We start from the raw sequence: 20,858 nt of genomic DNA on the forward strand, positions 1-20,858 counted from the left end.
AAGGGAAACTCGCTGTCAATGGCTAGATTTTACAGCTTTTCTAAATTAAATGAATACGTGTACATAACATTGGCAGTAAAATATAAGTTTAAAATTGTTTACTTTCTCCTAATAGACCTATAAAATGTCCTTATTAATATAGAATTACAAAGTGTGGAAAAGTAAGTCACACTATTATTCACGCTATCCTATAGGGGGGATGACATGGTTCCGTCACTATTATTTGAAGTTATGCTGATCGGTCTTCTCGGGATTGGTTCTCAATGGCTTGCTTGGCGTTATCGTATGCCGGCAATTGTTGTAATGTCGATTACGGGTCTACTAGCTGGTCCAATCCTAGGTATACTAAATCCTGAAGAAGATTTCGGCAGTTTATATAGTCCCATTATTTCCGTTGCTGTAGCAATCATACTATTTGAAGGCAGTCTTAATCTTAGTTTTAAAGAATTGCGTGATTTGGGGAAACCCGTATTCCGCATTTCCACTATTGGGGCATTCATTGCTTGGATTCTAGGATCCCTGACTGCGCATTATATAGCAGGATTGTCTTGGGCAGTAGCATTTGTAATTGGAGGCTTATTTATTGTAACAGGTCCGACTGTTATTATGCCTTTACTACGTCAATCTAAACTTAACCCACGTCCAGCAAAGATTCTAAAGTGGGAAGGGATCATTGTAGATCCAATCGGGGCTTTACTGGCAGTATTCGCTTTCGAGATTATCTCATTTATGACTGCTGATGATCCTGATGGTACAAAACTATTACTATTCTTTGCTGCTTCCCTGTTTGCCATAATATTTGGTTGGGCATGTGGCCGTGGTATGGGCTGGATGTTTGAAACAGGACATATTCCAGAATTCCTAAAGTCACCGGCTGTTGTAATTGTCGTCATTCTTTGTTTCACAGGTGCAGATGAAATCATGCATGAAACGGGCCTTCTGTCCGTCACAGCGATGGGGATTACATTAGCAAATATGGGGATAAGTTCCATATCGGATATGCGCCACTTTAAGGAGAATATATCCATTCTCTTAATTTCCACGATCTTCATTATGCTGACAGCGTCATTACAACTGGAAACCCTTCTGCAAATTTTTAGCCCGAATATTATTGGGTACGTCATTCTTATGATGTTTATCGTTAGACCATTGTCGATCTTTCTCTCGACAATTGGAACAGGGTTATCCTTTAATGAGAAGGCGCTAGTAGGTTGGATTGCGCCAAGGGGAATTGTAGCACTTACTGTCTCGGGGTACTTTAGTGGGGTTCTCCAAGAAGCTGGTTATGAAGATGCAGGAATTCTGACAACCCTCACTTTTGGTTTAGTGTTCTTTACCGTACTAGCCCACGGTTTTTCAATTGGATGGCTGGCTAAAAAGCTCCATCTGTCAATGGAAGGAAAGCCTGGTACATTAATCGTTGGTGCTAACAGATTTACTGTTGAGCTTGGTAAATCATTACAAAAAGCAGGGCTTCCAGTTATCATTGTAGATTCTTCATGGGAAAGATTGCGCAAGGTTAGAGAATCTGGTTTGAATTTCTATCATGGCAATATGTTGTCAGAGCAAACAGAATATAATCTGGATACCATTCCGTATGAATATCTGCTTGCGGCGACAGACGACCGTGCCTATAATTCCCTTATCTGTACTACGTTTATGCCAGAGTATGGAAGGACGAATGTATTTAAGATTAGTCCGTTTGTTGAAGGGAAAAGTACGAATTCAGAGATAGTCTCTAAGGTAGGCGGAAGAATCCTTTTCGATAAAAAATTCTCAATGGATGATCTGACGGATAAAATGACAAATCATTATATTTTCCGTCAGACTACGTTAACGGCACAATATAATTATAAACAATATGTAGAAGATAAAGATCCATCTACCGTATTTTTATATTTAATCAAGCCGTCTGGTCAACTTAAGTTTTATTCAGAAGAAATGCGCACTGTCCCGGTAGTAGGGGATACCATCGTAAGTTTGACACCACCAAATAAGGAAAAAGCTAAAATACAGGCAAAACTGGAAACAAATCGTAATAACAATAACGGGAATCAAAACTAAGAAAGAGTGGGTGCCATAAAAAGGTACCCACTCTTCTTTGTTTACAATAAAAAACAATTAACCGCTTGCTAGCAGTTCTCTACGTTATATTTAGGCTTCATCCAATTTTTCACGAATGTCTGCAATTTCTTTTTCCAGTCTGATTAGCTGCTCCTCAGCTGAAGAGACACGTCCCCGAACATACTCAAGCTTGTCCATATCACTTTGAATACGCACATAGTCTGACTTTAACTCATCCAATTTAGCTTCCAATGCTTGTTTATTCATCCGTATCACCTCTCTAATAAGTGTAGCTGATTTCCCCTTTACAAAACAAGGCAAATCTAATAATTGCTACATTTGTAAGTAGTTTGTGAAATGCTTGGTTGTGGGTGTTAAAGATAAAAAAACAACAGACACTGCCAACTTTGTTGGTGTGCCTGTTAGAAATATTTCCTATTCTATATGAGGGAATCTTCTTTTGTATCCTTTGATTTCTGGTAAGTCTTATAAAAGTGAACGATTATGGTCTTAATTACCGCATAGAAAGGTACTGCAAAGAGAATACCTACAAATCCAGCGATACTACCTGCAGCAAGAATAACGGTGATAACTGTTAATGGATGCAAATCAAGCGCACGCCCCATTACGTTTGGTGAAATGAAGTTACTCTCAATTTGCTGTGCTATTAGCATAACTATAGATACCCAAACAATCATAAGCGGATCTTGAAAAGCACCAACGATTAGTGCAGGCACCACTGCTATAAATGGACCAATAAAAGGTATCACATTCATGATCATAGCGAATAACGCGAGTGTTAAAGAGTATTTTAACCCGATGACAAGATAGCCTATGAACAAGAGAACACCAACAGCGAAGCTTACAATCAGCTGTCCTTGGATAAAAGCTGTCAGAGTATCATCAACTTTGCCAAGCAGGCTGCGAAGATTCTTTGCTTTTTCCCTTGTAAAGATTTGCGTAATAAAGGGTACGAGTCGATCACCATCTTTTAGCATAAAAAATAAGAAGAATGGTACCAGTACTAGAGCGGCGATAACCGAAATTAACTGTCCAATAAATCCAAATAGATAATTTAACACATTTTCAATATGTGATTGTAGATTATCTGTAAAGTTGCTAATGGCGTTATCTACTTCTGTTGGAATCATTGTTTGGTTAGCTTGCCAATAAGAAATCATATCTTGTGCCCAATTCACCATAGTCGGTATGTTTTCAGCTAAGTTTTTGAACTGGTTTTGGGCTATAGGTGCGATGTAGATCCACACTAGAAAGCCAAGCAGTATTATGACAAAGAATACTAGAAAGATAGATACAATTCGATTAATACGAAAGCGTTCGAATAAATGCATTAAAGGCTTTGTCAAATAATAGAGAATACCTGCGCCGATAAGAGGGAGCGCTACAGCACCCAAGTATTTAAATACAGGATCGAATACAAAATTCGTTTCGGAAATTAAGAGGATTAAGAGAAATACTAATATAAAGAATACTAAAACCTGAAACCAACGTTTATTTACCAAATCTAACCCTACTCTCGTAATCTAATATATATATATTTAAGTTTATCGTTTTATTAACGAAATAGGAAGCAGTATATAAGTTTTATTTTAACCTAAATTCCTATAGGTTAAACACCTTGTCTATACGAATAGAATAATTAATAAAAATGTGCTAGAATTTGAACATCTATACATATGTTGGGGGAAAAATGCATGTACAATTGGGAAAAAAGTTTTCAAAAGTGGCGTTCTTTTCAAAATCTTGATTTATCATTGCAACAAGAGCTAACGAATTTGCAAAATGATAAGACAAAGTTGGAAGATGCCTTCTATAAAGAATTAACATTTGGGACAGGCGGAATGCGGGGCGTTTTAGGGCCTGGAACAAATCGAATGAATATATATGTAGTGCGCAGAGCAGTAAATGGTCTTGCGAATTATCTTCTAAAGAATACTGTGAATGTGAAAGATCGCGGTGTAGTAGTTGCTTACGATTCTCGTTATATGTCACAGGAGTTTGCGGTTGAAACAGCTAAGGTACTTGGGGCACACGGGATAAAAACACATGTATTTGAGTCGTTAAGACCGACTCCGTTACTGTCATTCGCGGTACGTTACTTTGGGACAGTAGCGGGTGTGATGATTACAGCAAGTCACAACCCTCCTGAATATAACGGTTTTAAAGTATATAATGAGGATGGTGGGCAAATTACACCGTCCCAGGCTGAACAAATAATTGAGGAAATCCAAAAGACTGAGGATGAATTGCTTGTTCCAGTTATGGAAAAGAAAGACCTAGAGCAAGAGGAATTGTTAGATTGGATTGGCAATGAAGTTGATAATGCTTATTTGGAACAATTAAAGCTGATCTCAAAATTAAGTTTAGAAGAACAAGATAGCGAAAAAGATTTAAAGATTGTCTTCACTCCATTACATGGTGCAGCAAATGACCTTGTGGTTAATGGCTTGCGACAATTACAGTTTAACCAGCTAGAAGTTGTAAAAGAACAGGCTGTTCCAGACCCAGAATTTTCAACGGTAGCTTCGCCCAATCCGGAGGAGCACCAGGCATTTACGATGGCAATTTCCCAAGGTAAGAAAATGGATGCTGATATTCTGCTTGGAACAGATCCTGATGGAGATCGCTTAGGGGTCGCTGCTAAGGGAGAAGATGGAGAGTACCAAGTGCTAACAGGGAATCAACTTGGCGCATTACTTCTCGATTATATTTTATCTCACAGCAACCAAACGATCTTAAAAAGTGCACGAATGCTCAAAACAGTGGTCACATCAGAACTAGGAAGAGCTGTTGCAGACGCCTACAATGTGAAAACGATCAATACATTAACTGGATTTAAATATATTGGGGAGAAAATCCATCAGTTTGATGCAACTGGGGAAACCTTTATTTTTGGCTATGAAGAAAGCTATGGCTACTTAATTAGTAGTATGAGTAGGGACAAAGATGCGGTACAGGCTGCTGTGATGGCTTGTGAAATGGCTTCTTATTGGAAACAACAAGGCAAAACATTGTTGGAAGCATTGGATGTCCTTTACGAACAGCATGGTTATTTCCTTGAAGGCATGTCTTCCCTGACCTTGAAAGGAAAAGCAGGTACAGACCAAATTGCTACTATTATGGAAAGCTTTAGAAATGAACCAATGGAGGAAATAGCTTCCTACAAAATTGAAAAGGTAGAGGACTATTTGGTAAGTGAGCGCACTATTCTTGACGGAGAAGGGAAGAAGTCAGAAACCATCGAGCTTCCAAAAGAAAACATGCTCAAGTTTATTCTTCATAATGATAGTTGGGTAACATTACGACCATCTGGTACAGAACCAAAAATCAAATGTTATTATGGAGTTTGCACAGACAGTAAAGAAGATAGCCAGCAGAAATTGGCTGCATTAAAAGAAACAATGGACAATAAAATTGCAGTTATTTTAGAGAATGATAAGTAAGATCGTATAGCGAAAGCCTATCAGGGCAACCTAAAATATGTATAAAAAGCCGCAAAGAAAGCAGTTTTTTCCATAATTAGATATATGGTAGGGTCTATTGTTATTGACTTTTTGGTCATAAAACGTTTTAATAAAGAAAGTAATATTCCTAAAGGGGAGTAGCTGTACAATTTAAGTCGTCATTACGAGAAATATTCTCCGGCTTATTTTGGCAACGGACGTTGTTTGCGAGACCTTTACCACTAACAGGTAAGGGTCTTTTTATGTTCTTATCTGTTGGTAGGATCATAAAAAGGAGAGAAAAAACATGCCAGTAGATTTATTATTGGAATATTTATGGGTACTAGTTGTTCTGATTGGTCTGGAGGGATTATTAGCTGCGGATAACGCATTAGTGCTTGCCATTATGGTGAAACATCTTCCGGAAGAGCAACGTAAAAAGGCATTATTTTACGGTCTGGCTGGAGCGTTTGTGCTGCGATTTGGTTCACTATTTGTTATTTCATTTCTTGTTGACGTTTGGCAAGTACAAGCATTAGGGGCATTGTACTTATTGTTTATGTCGATTAAACATTTGTATGACAAGTTAAAGCCAAAGCGAGAGGTCCAAGAACAAGAAGAATCCGAAAAGGCAAAAGGCAGTGGCTTCTGGATGACAGTCCTTAAAGTAGAATTTGCTGACTTGGCATTTGCGGTCGATTCTATTTTGGCAGCCGTAGCTTTGGCTGTGGCACTTCCAGCAACGGGTCTTGGAACAATAGGGAGTCTTGATACAGGGCAATTTATTGTTATATTTGCAGGCGGAATGATCGGACTTATCATTATGCGTTTTGCAGCGAATATTTTTGTTGATTTACTTAACAAACGCCCTGGATTGGAAATCGCCGCATTCATCATCGTTGGGTGGGTTGGTGTGAAGCTAGCACTTATCGTGCTTGCGCATGAGGATATTGCGTTGATTCCACATGATTTCCCACATTCTACTTTATGGAAGGCTATTTTCTATGTAGTATTGGTAGGGATTGCAGTTGTAGGTTGGTTCGTCTCTGGACGTACGGTCGAGAAAGTTAAAGATAATACAAATAACTAGGCAAGACGAGAGCAGTCATCTTTCTATAGAGATGACTGCTTTTTTCGGCTACAAAAAGTTCTCTCGTTTTCCTTGCATCCGCGGTTTTATACACCCGGAAGGTAGTGCGGCTAACAACAACCCATAACCTATAGCTGGGCATGGCTTCTTGAATTACCTTGCTTCCTTCATTTGCTGTTACTAAACGGACGCTGCACATAGCTACTCATTTTCTCAATTTGTAATGAATAGTTGTCTGGTAAGATATCTGCTTGCAAAATCCTTTCTATATAGCTCTCGGCAGCCTTGTAATTTGAGAATGTAATGATTTTGTCGTTCTCTGCGAGGTATGCACGAATCCTGTTTTTTCCTATTACCATCACTTTGAACATGTCGTATCCCTCCTGAGTAGTCCTTCCTAAAACACGTAAGCACTTTCAGTCAGACGCCGATGAATATTTTTTTGTATATCACTGCTATCTAAATGAAAATAAAAAAGCCGAGAAGGAAGAAAGATTCCTTTTCGGCTTATCTCTTGGCACTATTGTCCAGACATTCCCACCATTATTTAGTTGGTTTTAATATTAATATAACGTATCCTGCGTCATCTGAAAAATCCCAATCGACAAATATGTCATCTATTGTTAAACCAAGCACTGCTTCGAGGTATGGTTTGTTTATTAGGCTTTTTTCTAGTTTCCTTTTAGCTAAGCGAAGCTGTTCATTAAAACCAGAACGTATTAACTCCTGTTCAATCTCCACGAATATTTTATCGCGTTTTGACACAATGGTACGTGAATTTAACTTATAAGAATGAAGCTTTTCTGGTACCTTTTGTGCTTGTTCTGTGAATCGGTTAATTTCTTCGTGTAGGCCATCCTTTTCTGGATAGTCTTCAAGTCGATTATTTTCATAACCCTCATTAGAAACAAATTCTGCGAAGATAACGCCAGTCTTTCTATCTAAGCACCAGTCATAATAAATGCCTTTAACTTGTTCATTTGTTTCCGCAACAATAATATTTTGAATCTCTGGGATAAGTTTATTCATTAGTGCATCACGTGTTTCTTGTACACGTAATGGATTGTCCTGACTTAATAACACATTTTCCATTGGGGCTAAAAAATCTCTTAAATACATCGTAATAAAGGGTTTGCCGACACTTACATATATCGAGCCAGGTCCCTTCCCAAAATTATCACGAAGTAGTTTGCCAATAGTACTGGCTAAAGTGGTCTCTAACGTCTTTTCCATTCGTTTCGTTCCATCCTTCTTTTAGAGGAAGACACATCATATTGCTTTCCCTATTTTTTAGTATAACATTACCACCAAAAGAGTGCCAACAAACCTTTGATGTAAAGTTTATGTAAATTTCGCTTAACTTTAATATAAAGTATGGTATTTTTATTCTAACTATTCTTATTGGAGGTATGTATGAAGAAAGAAAAAAGACAGCTGGAAATATTAAGGTCGTCACTAAAGCTTGGCCTTACTTCGTTTGGTGGACCTGTGGCGCATTTGGCTTATTTTAAAGAAGAGTACATAGATAAGCGCAAATGGTTAAATGAAAAGCTCTATGCAGACATTATTGCATTATGTCAGTTTCTTCCTGGGCCAGCGAGCAGTCAAGTCGGGATTGCAATAGGAATGATGCGCGGTGGTTTACTTGGAGGAATTGTATCTTGGCTTGGCTTTACCCTTCCATCAGTGCTGATCCTTGTTTTATTTGCAATGTTTTATCAGAATTTCCAATTAGGGGATACAACTTGGATTGCAAGCTTGAAGGTTGTAGCGGTAGCAGTGGTGGCCCATGCAGTTCTTGGTCTTGGAAGAAAACTAGCGCCGGACAGGCCAAGAATGGGGATTGCCCTTGTGGCCATGCTTATTATGCTAATGTTCCCATCTGCTGTGGTGCAAATTGGGGTCATAGTAATGGCGGCGCTTATCGGTTATGTAGGCTTCAGAAAGGGACAGCAGTCTTCATTATCAACATTCACCATTTCTATTACGAAAAGACAGGGTGTTTTATCACTTAGCTTGCTAGCTATGCTGCTTATTGGGCTTCCTATTCTTGCGCAAACTGTGTCAAACGCCTATATTCAACTATTCGACACGTTTTTTCGAGTTGGTTCCATCGTATTTGGTGGGGGACATGTAGTGTTACCAATGTTAGAGCAGGAAATCGTTCCTCCTGGATTTTTAACGGGAAGTGAATTTCTTGCCGGGTACGGGATGGCACAAGCAGTACCAGGTCCTCTATTTACCTTTTCTTCTTATATAGGTACGATGATGGAAGGAATACTAGGTGCGGTTCTCGCAACAGTCGCCATTTTCCTTCCATCCTTTCTACTGCTAATTGGTGCCTTGCCTTTTTTAAGTGAATTAAGAGGAAAGGAATCCTTTCAGGGTATGTTAATTGGTGTGAATGCTAGTGTTGTTGGTATATTACTTGCAGCCTTCTATAATCCAGTGTTTACTAGTGCGATTCTAAGTAGTCAGCACTTTGCCTTAGCGGTGATATTATTTGCTTTAATGCAATTTTGGAAAATTCCTGCCTGGGCAGTAGTCGTGATTGGGGTCCTAGGTGGAGAGGTGTTACTCGGTATTCTGTAGGCATGAAGCAAATTATTCCCTTGTTATAAAGTTAATTTGGTAGTATGGAAAAGAGGTGATACTTATGGCAACACATCTATTTCAATTAAAGGCAGATTGGCCTGGCGGACGAAATAGTGAGGGATTTATTGAAGCAGGAAATCTAAAAACCAAAATTTCTATACCGAAGGAAATGGATGGCCCTGGTATAGGAACAAATCCGGATGAAATGCTCTTAGGAGCAGCTGCCACCTGTTATCTTATAACGCTCGCTGCCATGATCGAACGGTCCAGTCTTCCTCTGAAACACATGGAACTTGAATCTGAAGGACATGTTGATGTAACAGACGGCGTTATAACCTATAAGAAAATTGTCCATAAACCAACCGTGTACCTACAACCTACCGCAACAGAGAGGGAGCAGGAAAAGCTTAGACGGTTAGTTGATAAGGCTGAAGAAAGCTGTATGATCTCACGAGCTATTAAAGGGAATGTAGACGTCGAATTAGAACCAACGTTAGGCTAGAAATTAAATATAAACCGTACGAGTTCGAATACCTTCTTAAATTCGATTGCTCGTGCGGTTTTTGTCTAATTAAAATACTATATCTGTTGTATTTTTCTCTCATTCCCTTTTAGCTATTTTAACAATGAAATTAATCCCTTGACACTTTGTATGATGCATTGTATCTTATTAAAGCATACTATTTTTATCGGAATTATATATAATATAACGTACGATAGAAGATCCGTCTGCATAGACTGGATTTAGGTAATTACCTAATTACGATACTTATCGCAATTAGAGGATAGTCTGAGCTAGGGTGTAGATAGACACTAAACAGGAGGAAAAGGAGGCAACAAAATGGATGTTTTATATATTGTATTAAACATTGTCGTGTTATTAGCAATCATCGGTTTACTTATTTGGATGCAAAAAAAGCATTTTTCTTTTACAAAACGAGTATTCACTGGTTTGGGGTTAGGAATAGTACTAGGTACGGTGTTGCAATTAATTTATGGTGCTGGCTCGGAGGTGCTTACCGAAACAACGGGTTGGTACAGTATTGTAGGTAGTGGCTATGTACGATTACTAATGATGATCGTTGTTCCACTTGTTATGGTTTCCATCATTCAGTCCATTATTAATCTGGAAAAGACAGCAGAGCTTGGTAAAATGTCTGCTTGGATTATCGGGACTTTAATTTCTTTAACAATGGTTGCAGCATTAGTTGGAATTCTCACAGCTACAGTCTTTGATCTTAGTGCTGAACAAATTGAAGCAGGTCAAGCAGAGAGTGAACGTGGGTCTATGCTTGAGGAGAGACTTGGTGATGTAGAGGCACAGTCTACTCCAGATAAAATTCTCAATTTTATTCCATCAAATATATTCCTTGATATGACAGGGGAACGCTCCACTTCCGTTATCGCTGTGGTAATCTTCTCGCTTATTGTGGGAATTGCAGTGCTCGGGGTAAGAAGAAAGAATCCTGAACAGGCTGAAACATTTACTAAAATTGTTAACTCATTTTACGCAGTTGTTATGCGTATCGTTACATTGATCCTACGTTTAACACCATTTGGTATTCTTGCATTAATGGCAAATACGGTGGCAAGTACAGACTTTGCTGGAATAATAGAATTAGGTAAATTTGTTATAGCTTCTTATGTTGCATTAGCTGTCATGTTCATCATTCACCTTGTACTTGTTGGTGTATTCGGCTTAAATCCAATGGTTTATTTACGAAAAGTGATACCTGTATTAGGATTTGCCTTCACGTCTCGTTCAAGTGCTGGTACGATTCCATTAAATATTCAGGCTCAAAGAAATTCGCTTGGTGTAAATGAAGGAGTGGCAAACATGTCAGCATCCTTCGGGGCAACAATGGGGCAAAATGGTTGTGCTGGTGTATACCCTGCCATGCTTGCTGTTATGATTGCGCCAACTGTGGGAATTGATCCACTAGATCCAATGTTCATCCTACAGCTTGTATTAATTATAGGTATTAGTTCATTTGGTATCGCTGGAGTTGGTGGTGGTGCAACCTTTGCAGCACTAATTGTACTATCTTCTATGAATATGCCTGTTGCATTAGCTGGTTTGTTAATATCTGTAGAGGCCTTAATTGATATGGGTCGTACAGCACTTAACGTTAACGGTGCAATGGTTTCTGGAACGATTACTTCACGAATCATGAAAACCTTAAATCTTAAAACGTACAATGATAAAACCGCAATTGAAGAAAACACATCATTGTAATATAAAAACTGTTAAGTAAATATAAAGTGAGAGCCGAAAGATCATTCGTAATGTATTACTTGAATGGTCTTTCGGCTTTATTTATTTCACATTAAGAAAGTATAAAATTTTAGCTAGGAAGCAATAACGACGTAGTTAAAATTTTGAAGTCCCAAGTATAAGAAAAACGTATACATTTGCTAAAAGAGAAGAACGCGAGTTTTTCTAATCATGTGATCAATCTAAGAATCGATTCAATTTGTTGTTTCTGCTTGGCAAGTTGATAATCTGAAAAAGGGCAACCAAGCTCTTTTACGCGTCCCGGAACATTGTTTATCGTAAATTGCTCGGGTGATAGCCCCTCCTTGACCTCATTCCAAAAGAGGGGGGTGGCAACGGTCGCCTCTGTTGTTTTACGGGTAGAGTATGGCGCAATAATTGTTTTATCTTTTCCGTGCTGAACATAATCAATGTATAGACGCCCACCACGATTTTTCTTCATTCTCTCCGTAGTAAAGCTTTTAGGTTGGGCCTTTTCAATCGTCCAGGCCATTGCCTGCGTAAAAAGGGCAGTCTGTTCATAAGACATACTTTTCTCAGGAAGCGGAATGTAAATCTGAAGCCCTTTGTTTCCAGATGTTTTAACAAATGATATTAAATTAAGCTGATCAAGTAATTCTTTTAGTAAGCTAGCTGCTTCTATGGCAAGCGGAAAACTATTTCGATCTGGTGGGTCCAAATCAAACACAATTTCAGCAGGATATTCTGAATCCCGTTTTTGAAACGGGGCATGGTATTCTACCGTGCCATGATTGGTGTACCACATGAGTGAATCAAGACCCTCACAAGTTAGGAGAAATTCATTATCCCCAGCGGGTATTCGCTCTATAAAATCAGGCGCGTATTCTGGAAGGTGTTTTTGGTAAAAGAAATCCTCCTCCACGCCATCAGGGGACCGAATGATCGTTAAGGCTCGTTCCTTTAAGAAGGGGAGCATATAAGGCGAAATCTCCCTTACATATGTGAGCAAATCCCCTTTTGTATATCCTGGTTTAGGCCAAAAAGTCTTATCCGTGTTCGTCAGTTCGATCGTTTCAGGGAGCATTGCCATGTCCAGTTTTAATCGTTTTCTTGTCATCGCAGAAGGCTGCTCATGTGGGAGAAGGGAAGCGAAGGCCGGTTCGCGAAGCTCATTTTTGTATAAATCTAAACTGTGAATCTGGGCACAAATAGCTGGGGGGAGATAATAGAAAGCACCTCTCTTTTCGCCATTTGTTAGAAACAATTCTTTTAATGTGGCAAAATCTGTTTCTCTCAGACCATGAGCACATTTCCCAATTTCGTTTACCTCATCGTCTTGATATATACCAACGGAAAAGTAGTTATTTTGTGAATCGTATGCGGTAAGGAATCCATGCAACTTTCGCCAATTTTTAATTTTATACCAATCACGATGGCTTTTTCCGACTTGATACGTGCTATTTTTTCGTTTTGCAATCAGTCCCTCCCCTTTATGGTCAAAAAGAATCTCCCATAGTTGCTTAGGATTAGAATGAGCGGGCACAAAGGAGAGAGGCTTGGCCTTGCCTATCTGCTTAAAAACAGTAGCAAGGCTTCCCTTTCGTTTCATTAGCGGTTCCTTCTCTATAGAAGCCCCATGCAAACTGATAATATCAAAAGCGAGGAAAGAAGCCGGTCGCTGTTCTGCAGCCTGCTTTATCCTTGTGGAATCTTTTAATCGACCCCGTTGTTGAACAAGCGCAAAATTTGCCTGGTAATCAGTATTCAATACGACAAGTTCCCCGTCTAGAATGAGCGGGAGAAAATTAGCGACAGTTGACTCGTGCTCTAAGCAATATTCTACAATCTCAGGAAAGCTCTCCGTCAGATTCTTTCCATTTTTACTTGTTAGTCGAATCCTGCCTTTCTCCCAATGCAATATACAACGAAAACCATCATATTTTATCTCATACAGCCATTCTTCGCCTGTTGGTATATCCGAGCTTGCTATCGGTTTCATTACTGCCATCTTCCCAACCCCTCTTTCATAATGGATGAATGTTTTTTGATAGTTTTCGTTTTCCATTGGAAAAACATACAATTTGGATAAAACGATACAACTTCCGGCAAACTAGTGAAAAAGGAGGAATTCGGATGCACACTATGTGGAAAGGTACTATAAGCTTCGGGCTAGTAAATATTCCTGTAAAAATGCATGCTGCAACAGAGAACAAGGATGTAAGGCTTCGTCAGTTACACAAGGAATGCCAATCACCAATTAAGTATGAAAAAGTTTGCCCAGTATGTGATAAGCCAATTGAGCAAGAAGAGATCGTAAAGGCTTACGAGTATGCAAAAAATAAATTTGTTGTTCTTGATGAAGAAGATTTAGCAGCATTGCAGAAAGAGCAAGAGGATAAAGCGGTGGAGATCGTCGACTTTGTAAAATTAGAGGAAATTGATCCCATTTATTTTGAAAAAAGCTATTACCTCTCCCCGAATGAAGGGGGTACAAAGGCATATAGCCTGTTACGGAATGCGTTAGAGGAAACAGGTAAGATTGGGGTAGCTAAAATGATCATTCGATCTAAAGAGCAGCTAGCTGTGATTCGTGTTTACCAAAATACCTTGGTCGCAGAGACCATTCATTATCCAGACGAGGTAAGGAATGTAGCGGATGTGCCGAATGTTCCTGAAGCGTCAGCTAATTCGGAGAAAGAGCTGGATACTGCCAAAATGCTTATTGAGCAATTAACGACGGTATTTGAGCCAGAAAAATATACTGATGAGTATCGCACAGCCCTGTTGGAACTTATTGAACAGAAGAAAAATAATGAGGAAACGACAACTCCAGTTGCAACGGAGAAAGGTAAGCCTACAACGGAGGGTGCAACGAATTTGATGGACGCATTGCAGGCATCACTTGATCGTGCAAAGCAGGATAAACCAAAACCAAAGCAACCGACCAAGAAAGTAAAAAGTACGACCAAGAAAAAAACTGCAACATAAAACAAGGCTTCCTTTAACTAACCTCTGCCTACAATAGTAGGGGAGGTTTTTTGATTTATCGAACAACTATGTGTAGAAAGAATAGAACGCGAGACGGTACTTTCTGAAAATGTGGAAAATTGCACCATGATCATTACAGTTTGAAGGCTTTTTTGCAAAACATTTACACGCTCCTAACATCTACATAAAATCGGCGGCCAACCTATATATTTTTATAGAAAAAGAGGTAAAGTGAAATATGCAACCTTAATTTAACTATTAGAGGATGAGAGATATGGAAAGAAATGCTTTTTTTGATAATGCGAAGGTCGTTTTAATTTTCTTCGTTGTATTCGGCCACATGATCCAACCTTTCGTTGATGGATCAAGAGAAATGAGCACATTATATTCTTGGATTTACACCTTTCATATGCCTGCGTTCATTTTAATGTCTGGCTTTTTTGCTAAAGGCGCAGGGAACTTCAGTTATATTATAAATCTAGTTAAGAAGCTGCTCGTGCCGTACTTGATTTTTCAGGTATTGTACTCCGGCTATTACTTCTTAATAGGGAAATCAGGATGGCAGACAGATCTCTTTAGTCCCCACTGGGCGTTATGGTTTTTGTTTAGCCTATTCAGTTGGCACCTTTTATTATATTGGTTTAAAAAAATGCCTCCATTGTTAAGTATTGCAATTGCTTTGCAAATTGGTTTAATCATTGGGTATTTTGGCGAAATTGGTCATACCTTTAGCCTGTCAAGAACCTTTGTATTCTTCCCGTTTTTCTTAATCGGTTACTTTTTGACTGAAAAGCAGATCATGCTTTTAAAACATAAAAGTGTTAAAATAGCTTCTCTTGTCATTATGAGTGCTGTATTTGTAAGTATTTACTTTATGCCAGAGTTTAACTCCGGCTGGCTTCTTGCTTCTAAATCATATGGTGATCTGGGAATGGCAGAGTATGGGGGACTTGCTCGCTTGCTAGTTTATATTACGGCAGCTATCATGGTCGTCAGTGTGTTGGCATGGATTCCTAAAGCACACTATAACTGGACTAAATTAGGTGCACGTACATTGTATGTATACCTACTGCACGGCTTTTTCATCCAGTATTTTCGTCAGGCAGACGTGTTTCAGATTAACGGACTGCATGATTTTCTTGGATTAGCAGCATTATCACTGGCTCTCGTCTTTCTACTTTCAAGTAGACCGATTCTGGGATTATGGCAGCCAGTGATAGAAGGAAAAGCATCCATTCTAAAACAAAATCTTAAAACGTAAGTTTCATTAAAGCTAGGGATAATGTCTTATTTATCAAAGAGTAAGTTATTTTAGTCAAATGAACGAAACAAATTCTCGATTAAAACGTATATATATGATACCCCCTTTTAATATAAAAAACAGACGGCCGTTAAATGGCCGTCTGTTTTGCTGTCTTAAAAGATAAGGTGAGCTATTAAGATGATAACAGGTAAGGTAATGAGTGTACGGAGCAAGAAAATTACTACAAGATCCTTGAACGATACAGGAACCTTAGACCCCAATAATAATCCCCCAACCTCTGACATATAGATCAACTGGGTAACAGATAATGCTGCGATAATAAATCGCGTTATTTCTTCCTCTATTCCAGAAGCTAGAATTGCTGGTAAAAACATATCGGCAAAACCAATTAATATGGTTTCAGATGCTGCAGTGGCTGATGGGACCTGCATCCACTCTAGTAAGGGGATGAATGGAACCCCGAGCCATGAAAAGAGCGGTGTATTTTCTGCAATAATTAATGCCGTCAACCCAAAAGCCATTACGACAGGTGCTACACCCATCCACATATCAAGGATATTCTGTAAGCCTTCTTTAATAAATCGGTAGAAGCTTGTTTCCTTTCTACCTCTATCAATCGCTTTTTTATAACCATAAGTGAAGACATTATAACCTTCTGGTATCTCCTCACTAACTCCGTCCGAGTTAGGATCGATATAACGATCCGCCTTTCTGGATAGTGGGGGGATACGAGGCATAATAAGTGCTGCTACAAAACCAGCAAATAAAACAGTTAAGTAAAATGGGACGAACATATGTTGAAGTCCTACTTCGCCAATTATGACAAGAGAGAAGGTAATGGATACAATCGAAAATGTCGTTCCAATCACGGCAGCTTCTCGCTTGGTGTAATTTCCTTCCTCGTACTGTTTACTTGTAAGTAGAATACCAATTGTCCCATCGCCAATCCAAGAAGCGAGGGAATCAATAGAAGCTCTTCCTGGTAACTTGAACAATGGACGCATAATCTTGGTCATCATCGTACCGACAAGTTCGAGTAACCCAAAATTCATTAAGAGTGGAAGAAACAATCCAGCAAACAAGAAGACTGCAAATAGTACATGAAGCAGGTCATCAAGCAGCATTTTTCCAGTATCTGCCCCGTGTATAAATGATGGGCCGAGTTCGAAATACACCATCACTGCGAATATAGCTGCTATCACACGGGTAATCGTCCAAAATAGACTTACATAAAATAGCTGTTGAAAGAAGGGCGTCTTTTGTAAGGCATCCTTACCGGCCATTTTAGCTATCAAGGTAAACACTGCGGTTAAGACAATAATAACCATCATTATGGCGGAAAGACGGCCTGCAAGAGCATCCTGCACAATCCCTGCCAACAATGCAATTGGGATGGTGACCCCATCTTCGGTTTTGAGCGGGAACATGAAGAGAAATACCCCAATTAAAGAGGGAATAATAAACTTAATATGATCACTAATTCTGTATTGATTTTTTTTCATATAAATACCACCTAGGAAACATAAATTTTCTGAATAGGTTCCTCCTATATAGGTTTGTTAGATTTTGCAGTCATCCTGTATTTACTATGTTCTTATGCATTCATTTAGACTACGAAATATACAGCTATCTAGGAGTGAGACCTTTTAAACAGCATAACACCGGAGAAACTCCCTTTTGTATTATAAGCGAGTATATTAGATTCGACAAATATTTATGCGTTTTTGTGTTTTTTTACACATAAGGAAAATATAAAATTTTAGCTAAGAAGCAGACAGCGTAGTTAAAATTTTGAAGCGTCTAGTATAAAAAAACGTACAGATCTGCTAAAAGTGAATGTGCGTTTTTCTGATAAAACTCCTTATAGATTTATAGCCACTTAGCAAGAGAGCATTACTCTATCTTTTTATTCCTTTTTCCTGGTACGGTAAAACCTGTTTTATTCAAGGACAAAGTAGGGTATTGATAACAGAGGTGTTTACGTTGCGAAACAAGAGAAATTATAATCTTATTTATCGTTGCAGCATTTTGGTTTGGATGGCCTGCAAGTTTCTGGTGCAAATATACTCCTTCCATTTTATACATAGTATTTGGGATGAGCGGACAAGGCAGAAATGGGACAGGTTGTTAATGAAACAAGCTAGAGAGTATCGGAAACGGGCTGTTCAGCTAGGTGGTGTACTCATAAAGGTCGGACAGTTCCTTAGTACAAGGACCGATTTTATGCCACAAGTTTTTATTAATGAATTAAGTGGTCTTGTCGATAAAGTACCACCCATGCCCTATTCGTATGCAAAAAGCTTACTTGAGGATGAATGGGGTACTGAAGTTGATCAAGTGGTTGACTATATTGATGAAGATTCTATCGCCTCTGCTTCTATTGGAGAAGTTTACGCTGCGACGTTAAAAGAAAATGGGGAGAAGGTAGCCATTAAGGTGCAGCGCTATCAAATAGAGAAAATCTTTCACATGGATTTTATCGCGCTTCGCATCGTCTTTTGGATCCTGTCTGTATTCACTTCATTTGGAAGAAAAGCTGATCTCAAATCGTTGTATACAGAGTTAATTACGGTCATGGATCAAGAACTTAATTTTCATCAAGAGCTAGATAATGCACTGTACTTCCAAGACCGATTTAAAGAATACCCGCACATTCATATACCAGATTATTATCGGCATCTATGTACAGAAAAGGTTCTAGTTATGGAATGGGTGGATGGTGCAAAGGTAACTGATATTGGCTTTATGAATCGAAATCATATTTCAGTAGAGCAGACAGCTAAGCGGTTATTTGATTTTTACGCTGATCAAGTTCTTAACGAAGGTAGCTTTCATGCTGATCCACACGGCGGGAATATACTCCTACAGAAGGATGGTACTCTGTCTATTATTGACTTCGGTATGATCGGGTCAGTGAGCAACCAAGATATCCATTATTTTAAGCAAATTATCCAAAATGTAATAATGGATGACTATGATCGGGTGATTGACGTCCTTGACGATATGAAGTTTATTTTGCCTAATGCAAACCGAGCAAAGCTCAAACAAATGATTAAGCACACGGTAGAGATGTATCAAAATGGATCATTTAAAACGCTGGATGCACATACAATGGAACAGCTGAAAGAAGACATTCGAATCTTTATAAAGGATCAACCAATTCAGCTGTCTGCAGAATATGCTTACCTGGGTAGAGCTATGTCTATCGTCCTTGGGATTTTACTGGCTATCTATCCGGATGTCGAGTTGGATAAGTGGGTAAAGCGAAAAGTCAAAAAGTGGTTTGGTGGCAGGCGGCTTATTGAGTCGATTTACAAACAGTACGCAAAGGATACAATTCAGCCGGTCTTTTCTTTTCCTAGGGCGATGTTAAATTGGCTGGAAAATGGGGAAAAGGATAGGCAATGGGACAAGAAGAAGCAGCAAATGAAGCTTAAGCATCATTTTCTTCTTGTGCTGGAGATCATGTTATTCTCTTTAGGCGTATTTAGTGGGAGTGTTAGCCTGCTTGGTTCAAATCTTGGCTCAACAGCTAGCATATTCCTCATGTGGGGTTCTATTGTCTGCTTCGCAGGTTTAGGGCTTAGTATGATACGCCATTACCGATTTCTACGGTCGGAACAGTGAGGGGGGTGTTTCAAGTGAATGAAGTATTAAAAAAAGGATTTTTACTAGGAATAGGAGCAGCTGTAACAAGCAAAGAAAAGCTTGACCAGAGGTTGAGAGCACTAGTAGATAAGAATGAACTTTCCCAAGATGAAGCAAGATCTGTCATGCAAACATACATGGACAAGGGAGAAATGAAAAAAGACGAGTGGAGCGCAAAGCAATATGAACAAACGCAAAAAATGGCGAAAGACCTTGGTTTGGCAACAAAAGAAGATATTAATGAACTTCGCGCAAGAATCACTGAGCTAGAAACAAAGCTTGGGCAGAATAGCGAACTTTAATAGAAGATCAATCTCAAAATAGCTAAAGGTCGAACGATTACTCAATAGAGTACGTTCGACCTTTTTTGCACGTTAGGAAAGTATAAAATTTCAGCAAGGAAGCAAAGTCGACGCAGTTGAAATTTTGAGGTTCCAAGTATAAGAAAAACGTACACATTCGCTAAAGGACGAGGGAATGTGAGTTTTTCTAACGTTTTCAATCTTGTCTTCTGTGTTTAAGGGGCTGTCAGATAGGGAAATGGTTAGCGTTTATCCCGGTGCAACCGTCCGTAAGACTCCCACTTCAAAACATGAAGTGAAGCCGTTAGTTTTTAGTGGGAGTAAACGGACGCTAACACCCCGATTCGTTCAACTAACAATCAATGGGGGAAGAATGAAAACCCCCACTGATTGAAGTTTCACTTTATGCGATTGTTGTCTGGCGTCGTTCTTTGACAGAAATAACGATGTCCAGCACCAAGCGCTTCTGTTCCAACAACAAAAAAAGGGTGATAGGTATGAAAAGACTTCTGATAATACCCTTCTTACTCCTATTAGCGGGCTGTAATATAAAGGTATTAGATTCGCGAAGTGACACTGCGGATGATCAAGCATTTTTAATCATATACAGTTTTGCCTTAATGTTGATAGTTGTATTAATTGTTTCCATTCTATTTATAAGGTTTGTCTATAAGTATCGGTATACGGATGAAAGAAAAGATAATATTCCACCTGATGTAAAAGGGAATAAGGGGCTGGAGATAGCTTGGGTAATCGGTCCGCTCCTCTTGCTTGCAATATTAGCTGTTCCCACCATTATGATGACATATGACCAGTCGCCTGTGCTATCTACGGAATCCGAACAGGAGGGAACATCGGTGCAAGTGACGGCAGAACAATTTAACTGGACGTTTGAGCACGAAAACGGGAAAACGGAACAAAACCGTTTGGTAATTCCGGAAGGGGAAACAATCCTCCTTCATCTGAAATCAGAGGATGTCATTCATTCTTTCTGGGTTCCAAGGCTTGGTGGTAAGGTAGATGTCATGCCTGATAGGGAATTAGTATATGAAATTAAGAATCCGCAAATTGGTACATACGAGGGAAAATGTGCGGAGTATTGTGGGCTGGGCCATACAAATATGAAGTTTGAAGCCGAAGTTGTTTCAGCAGACGAGTATGCCAGCTATTTAAATGAAAAGTAAACTGTCATGCAGGGGTGGTACAA

17 protein-coding genes are annotated in these 20,858 nt (G+C 39.1%); 11 read left to right on the forward strand and 6 right to left on the reverse strand.

Annotated elements, in window-relative coordinates:
- Positions 1 to 204 precede the first annotated feature (204 nt).
- Positions 205 to 2,064, forward strand: a complete 1,860-nt coding sequence (locus AC6CHS_RS07530) for a cation:proton antiporter (protein ID WP_498235303.1) — start codon at positions 205 to 207, stop codon at positions 2,062 to 2,064.
- Positions 2,065 to 2,154: 90 nt separating this feature from the next.
- On the opposite strand, the gene AC6CHS_RS07535 is transcribed toward AC6CHS_RS07530, so the two are convergent.
- The gene (locus tag AC6CHS_RS07535) at positions 2,155 to 2,331 is read right to left on the reverse strand and encodes an SE1832 family protein (protein WP_182858752.1); all 177 of its coding nucleotides are present in this window, start codon (positions 2,329 to 2,331) and stop codon (positions 2,155 to 2,157) included.
- 173 nt (positions 2,332 to 2,504) lie between these two features.
- On the reverse strand, positions 2,505 to 3,587 hold the full coding sequence (locus tag AC6CHS_RS07540) for an AI-2E family transporter (protein ID WP_498235305.1): 1,083 nt from the start codon (positions 3,585 to 3,587) through the stop codon (positions 2,505 to 2,507).
- Positions 3,588 to 3,779: 192 nt separating this feature from the next.
- On the opposite strand from AC6CHS_RS07540, the gene AC6CHS_RS07545 reads away from it, so the two are divergent.
- Positions 3,780 to 5,528: a phospho-sugar mutase gene (locus AC6CHS_RS07545; RefSeq protein ID WP_498235307.1), complete on the forward strand. Its 1,749-nt coding sequence runs from the start codon at positions 3,780 to 3,782 to the stop codon at positions 5,526 to 5,528.
- A gap of 307 nt (positions 5,529 to 5,835) precedes the next feature.
- Positions 5,836 to 6,618 (forward strand): TerC family protein, encoded by a 783-nt coding sequence (locus tag AC6CHS_RS07550; RefSeq protein ID WP_238017852.1) that lies wholly within the window; start codon positions 5,836 to 5,838, stop codon positions 6,616 to 6,618.
- 167 nt (positions 6,619 to 6,785) lie between these two features.
- On the opposite strand, the gene AC6CHS_RS07555 is transcribed toward AC6CHS_RS07550, so the two are convergent.
- The gene (locus tag AC6CHS_RS07555) at positions 6,786 to 6,989 is read right to left on the reverse strand and encodes a hypothetical protein (RefSeq protein ID WP_498235310.1); all 204 of its coding nucleotides are present in this window, start codon (positions 6,987 to 6,989) and stop codon (positions 6,786 to 6,788) included.
- A gap of 172 nt (positions 6,990 to 7,161) precedes the next feature.
- Positions 7,162 to 7,851 carry a Na-translocating system protein MpsC family protein gene (locus AC6CHS_RS07560; RefSeq protein ID WP_498235311.1) on the reverse strand — a complete coding sequence of 230 codons (690 nt, stop codon included), beginning with the start codon at positions 7,849 to 7,851 and terminating at the stop codon, positions 7,162 to 7,164.
- A gap of 180 nt (positions 7,852 to 8,031) precedes the next feature.
- On the opposite strand from AC6CHS_RS07560, the gene chrA reads away from it, so the two are divergent.
- The 3 genes from chrA (at position 8,032) to AC6CHS_RS07575 (ending at position 11,449) form a co-directional block, all read left to right on the forward strand.
- Entirely contained in the window at positions 8,032 to 9,210 is a 1,179-nt protein-coding gene (gene chrA, locus AC6CHS_RS07565) for a chromate efflux transporter (RefSeq protein ID WP_498235313.1), read from the forward strand.
- A 64-nt stretch (positions 9,211 to 9,274) separates the two neighbouring features.
- A complete protein-coding gene (locus AC6CHS_RS07570; RefSeq protein ID WP_498235315.1) occupies positions 9,275 to 9,715 on the forward strand; it encodes an OsmC family protein in 441 nt (146 codons plus the stop codon).
- A 339-nt stretch (positions 9,716 to 10,054) separates the two neighbouring features.
- Positions 10,055 to 11,449 carry an L-cystine transporter gene (locus AC6CHS_RS07575; protein WP_498235316.1) on the forward strand — a complete coding sequence of 465 codons (1,395 nt, stop codon included), beginning with the start codon at positions 10,055 to 10,057 and terminating at the stop codon, positions 11,447 to 11,449.
- A gap of 208 nt (positions 11,450 to 11,657) precedes the next feature.
- On the opposite strand, the gene AC6CHS_RS07580 is transcribed toward AC6CHS_RS07575, so the two are convergent.
- The gene (locus AC6CHS_RS07580; RefSeq protein WP_498235318.1) at positions 11,658 to 13,457 is read right to left on the reverse strand and encodes a DNA ligase D; all 1,800 of its coding nucleotides are present in this window, start codon (positions 13,455 to 13,457) and stop codon (positions 11,658 to 11,660) included.
- Positions 13,458 to 13,582: 125 nt separating this feature from the next.
- Here AC6CHS_RS07580 and ku point away from each other — a divergent pair, with 125 nt between their 5' ends.
- Together ku and AC6CHS_RS07590 are read left to right on the forward strand one after the other, a co-directional pair.
- A complete protein-coding gene (gene ku / locus AC6CHS_RS07585; RefSeq protein WP_498235320.1) occupies positions 13,583 to 14,437 on the forward strand; it encodes a non-homologous end joining protein Ku in 855 nt (284 codons plus the stop codon).
- Between the two features lie 274 nt (positions 14,438 to 14,711).
- Positions 14,712 to 15,698: an acyltransferase family protein gene (locus AC6CHS_RS07590; RefSeq protein WP_498235321.1), complete on the forward strand. Its 987-nt coding sequence runs from the start codon at positions 14,712 to 14,714 to the stop codon at positions 15,696 to 15,698.
- A 155-nt stretch (positions 15,699 to 15,853) separates the two neighbouring features.
- Here the strand turns inward: AC6CHS_RS07590 and AC6CHS_RS07595 are convergent, their stop codons facing one another.
- Positions 15,854 to 17,203 (reverse strand): YjiH family protein, encoded by a 1,350-nt coding sequence (locus tag AC6CHS_RS07595; RefSeq protein ID WP_498235323.1) that lies wholly within the window; start codon positions 17,201 to 17,203, stop codon positions 15,854 to 15,856.
- 628 nt (positions 17,204 to 17,831) lie between these two features.
- On the opposite strand from AC6CHS_RS07595, the gene AC6CHS_RS07600 reads away from it, so the two are divergent.
- The 3 genes from AC6CHS_RS07600 (at position 17,832) to coxB (ending at position 20,835) form a co-directional block, all read left to right on the forward strand.
- On the forward strand, positions 17,832 to 19,328 hold the full coding sequence (locus AC6CHS_RS07600) for an AarF/UbiB family protein (RefSeq protein WP_498235325.1): 1,497 nt from the start codon (positions 17,832 to 17,834) through the stop codon (positions 19,326 to 19,328).
- 14 nt (positions 19,329 to 19,342) lie between these two features.
- Positions 19,343 to 19,651, forward strand: coding sequence for a phasin family protein (locus tag AC6CHS_RS07605; protein WP_498235327.1), 309 nt, complete (start codon positions 19,343 to 19,345; stop codon positions 19,649 to 19,651).
- 497 nt (positions 19,652 to 20,148) lie between these two features.
- Entirely contained in the window at positions 20,149 to 20,835 is a 687-nt protein-coding gene (coxB, locus tag AC6CHS_RS07610; RefSeq protein WP_498235329.1) for a cytochrome c oxidase subunit II, read from the forward strand.
- The last annotated feature ends 23 nt before the right edge of the window (positions 20,836 to 20,858 follow it).

The sequence above is a fragment of the Oceanobacillus sp. GQ8 genome, from assembly GCF_059758495.1.

Coding starts and splice junctions, on each gene's coding strand:
- AC6CHS_RS07530 (WP_498235303.1), top strand. CDS start 205: ATGGTTCCGTCACTATTATTTGAAGTTATGCTGATCGGTCTTCTCGGG.
- AC6CHS_RS07535 (WP_182858752.1), bottom strand. CDS start 2,331: ATGAATAAACAAGCATTGGAAGCTAAATTGGATGAGTTAAAGTCAGAC.
- AC6CHS_RS07545 (WP_498235307.1), top strand. CDS start 3,780: ATGTACAATTGGGAAAAAAGTTTTCAAAAGTGGCGTTCTTTTCAAAAT.
- AC6CHS_RS07550 (WP_238017852.1), top strand. CDS start 5,836: ATGCCAGTAGATTTATTATTGGAATATTTATGGGTACTAGTTGTTCTG.
- AC6CHS_RS07555 (WP_498235310.1), bottom strand. CDS start 6,989: ATGTTCAAAGTGATGGTAATAGGAAAAAACAGGATTCGTGCATACCTC.
- AC6CHS_RS07560 (WP_498235311.1), bottom strand. CDS start 7,851: ATGGAAAAGACGTTAGAGACCACTTTAGCCAGTACTATTGGCAAACTA.
- chrA (WP_498235313.1), top strand. CDS start 8,032: ATGAAGAAAGAAAAAAGACAGCTGGAAATATTAAGGTCGTCACTAAAG.
- AC6CHS_RS07570 (WP_498235315.1), top strand. CDS start 9,275: ATGGCAACACATCTATTTCAATTAAAGGCAGATTGGCCTGGCGGACGA.
- AC6CHS_RS07575 (WP_498235316.1), top strand. CDS start 10,055: ATGGATGTTTTATATATTGTATTAAACATTGTCGTGTTATTAGCAATC.
- AC6CHS_RS07580 (WP_498235318.1), bottom strand. CDS start 13,457: ATGGCAGTAATGAAACCGATAGCAAGCTCGGATATACCAACAGGCGAA.
- ku (WP_498235320.1), top strand. CDS start 13,583: ATGCACACTATGTGGAAAGGTACTATAAGCTTCGGGCTAGTAAATATT.
- AC6CHS_RS07590 (WP_498235321.1), top strand. CDS start 14,712: ATGGAAAGAAATGCTTTTTTTGATAATGCGAAGGTCGTTTTAATTTTC.
- AC6CHS_RS07595 (WP_498235323.1), bottom strand. CDS start 17,203: ATGAAAAAAAATCAATACAGAATTAGTGATCATATTAAGTTTATTATT.
- AC6CHS_RS07600 (WP_498235325.1), top strand. CDS start 17,832: ATGAAACAAGCTAGAGAGTATCGGAAACGGGCTGTTCAGCTAGGTGGT.
- coxB (WP_498235329.1), top strand. CDS start 20,149: ATGAAAAGACTTCTGATAATACCCTTCTTACTCCTATTAGCGGGCTGT.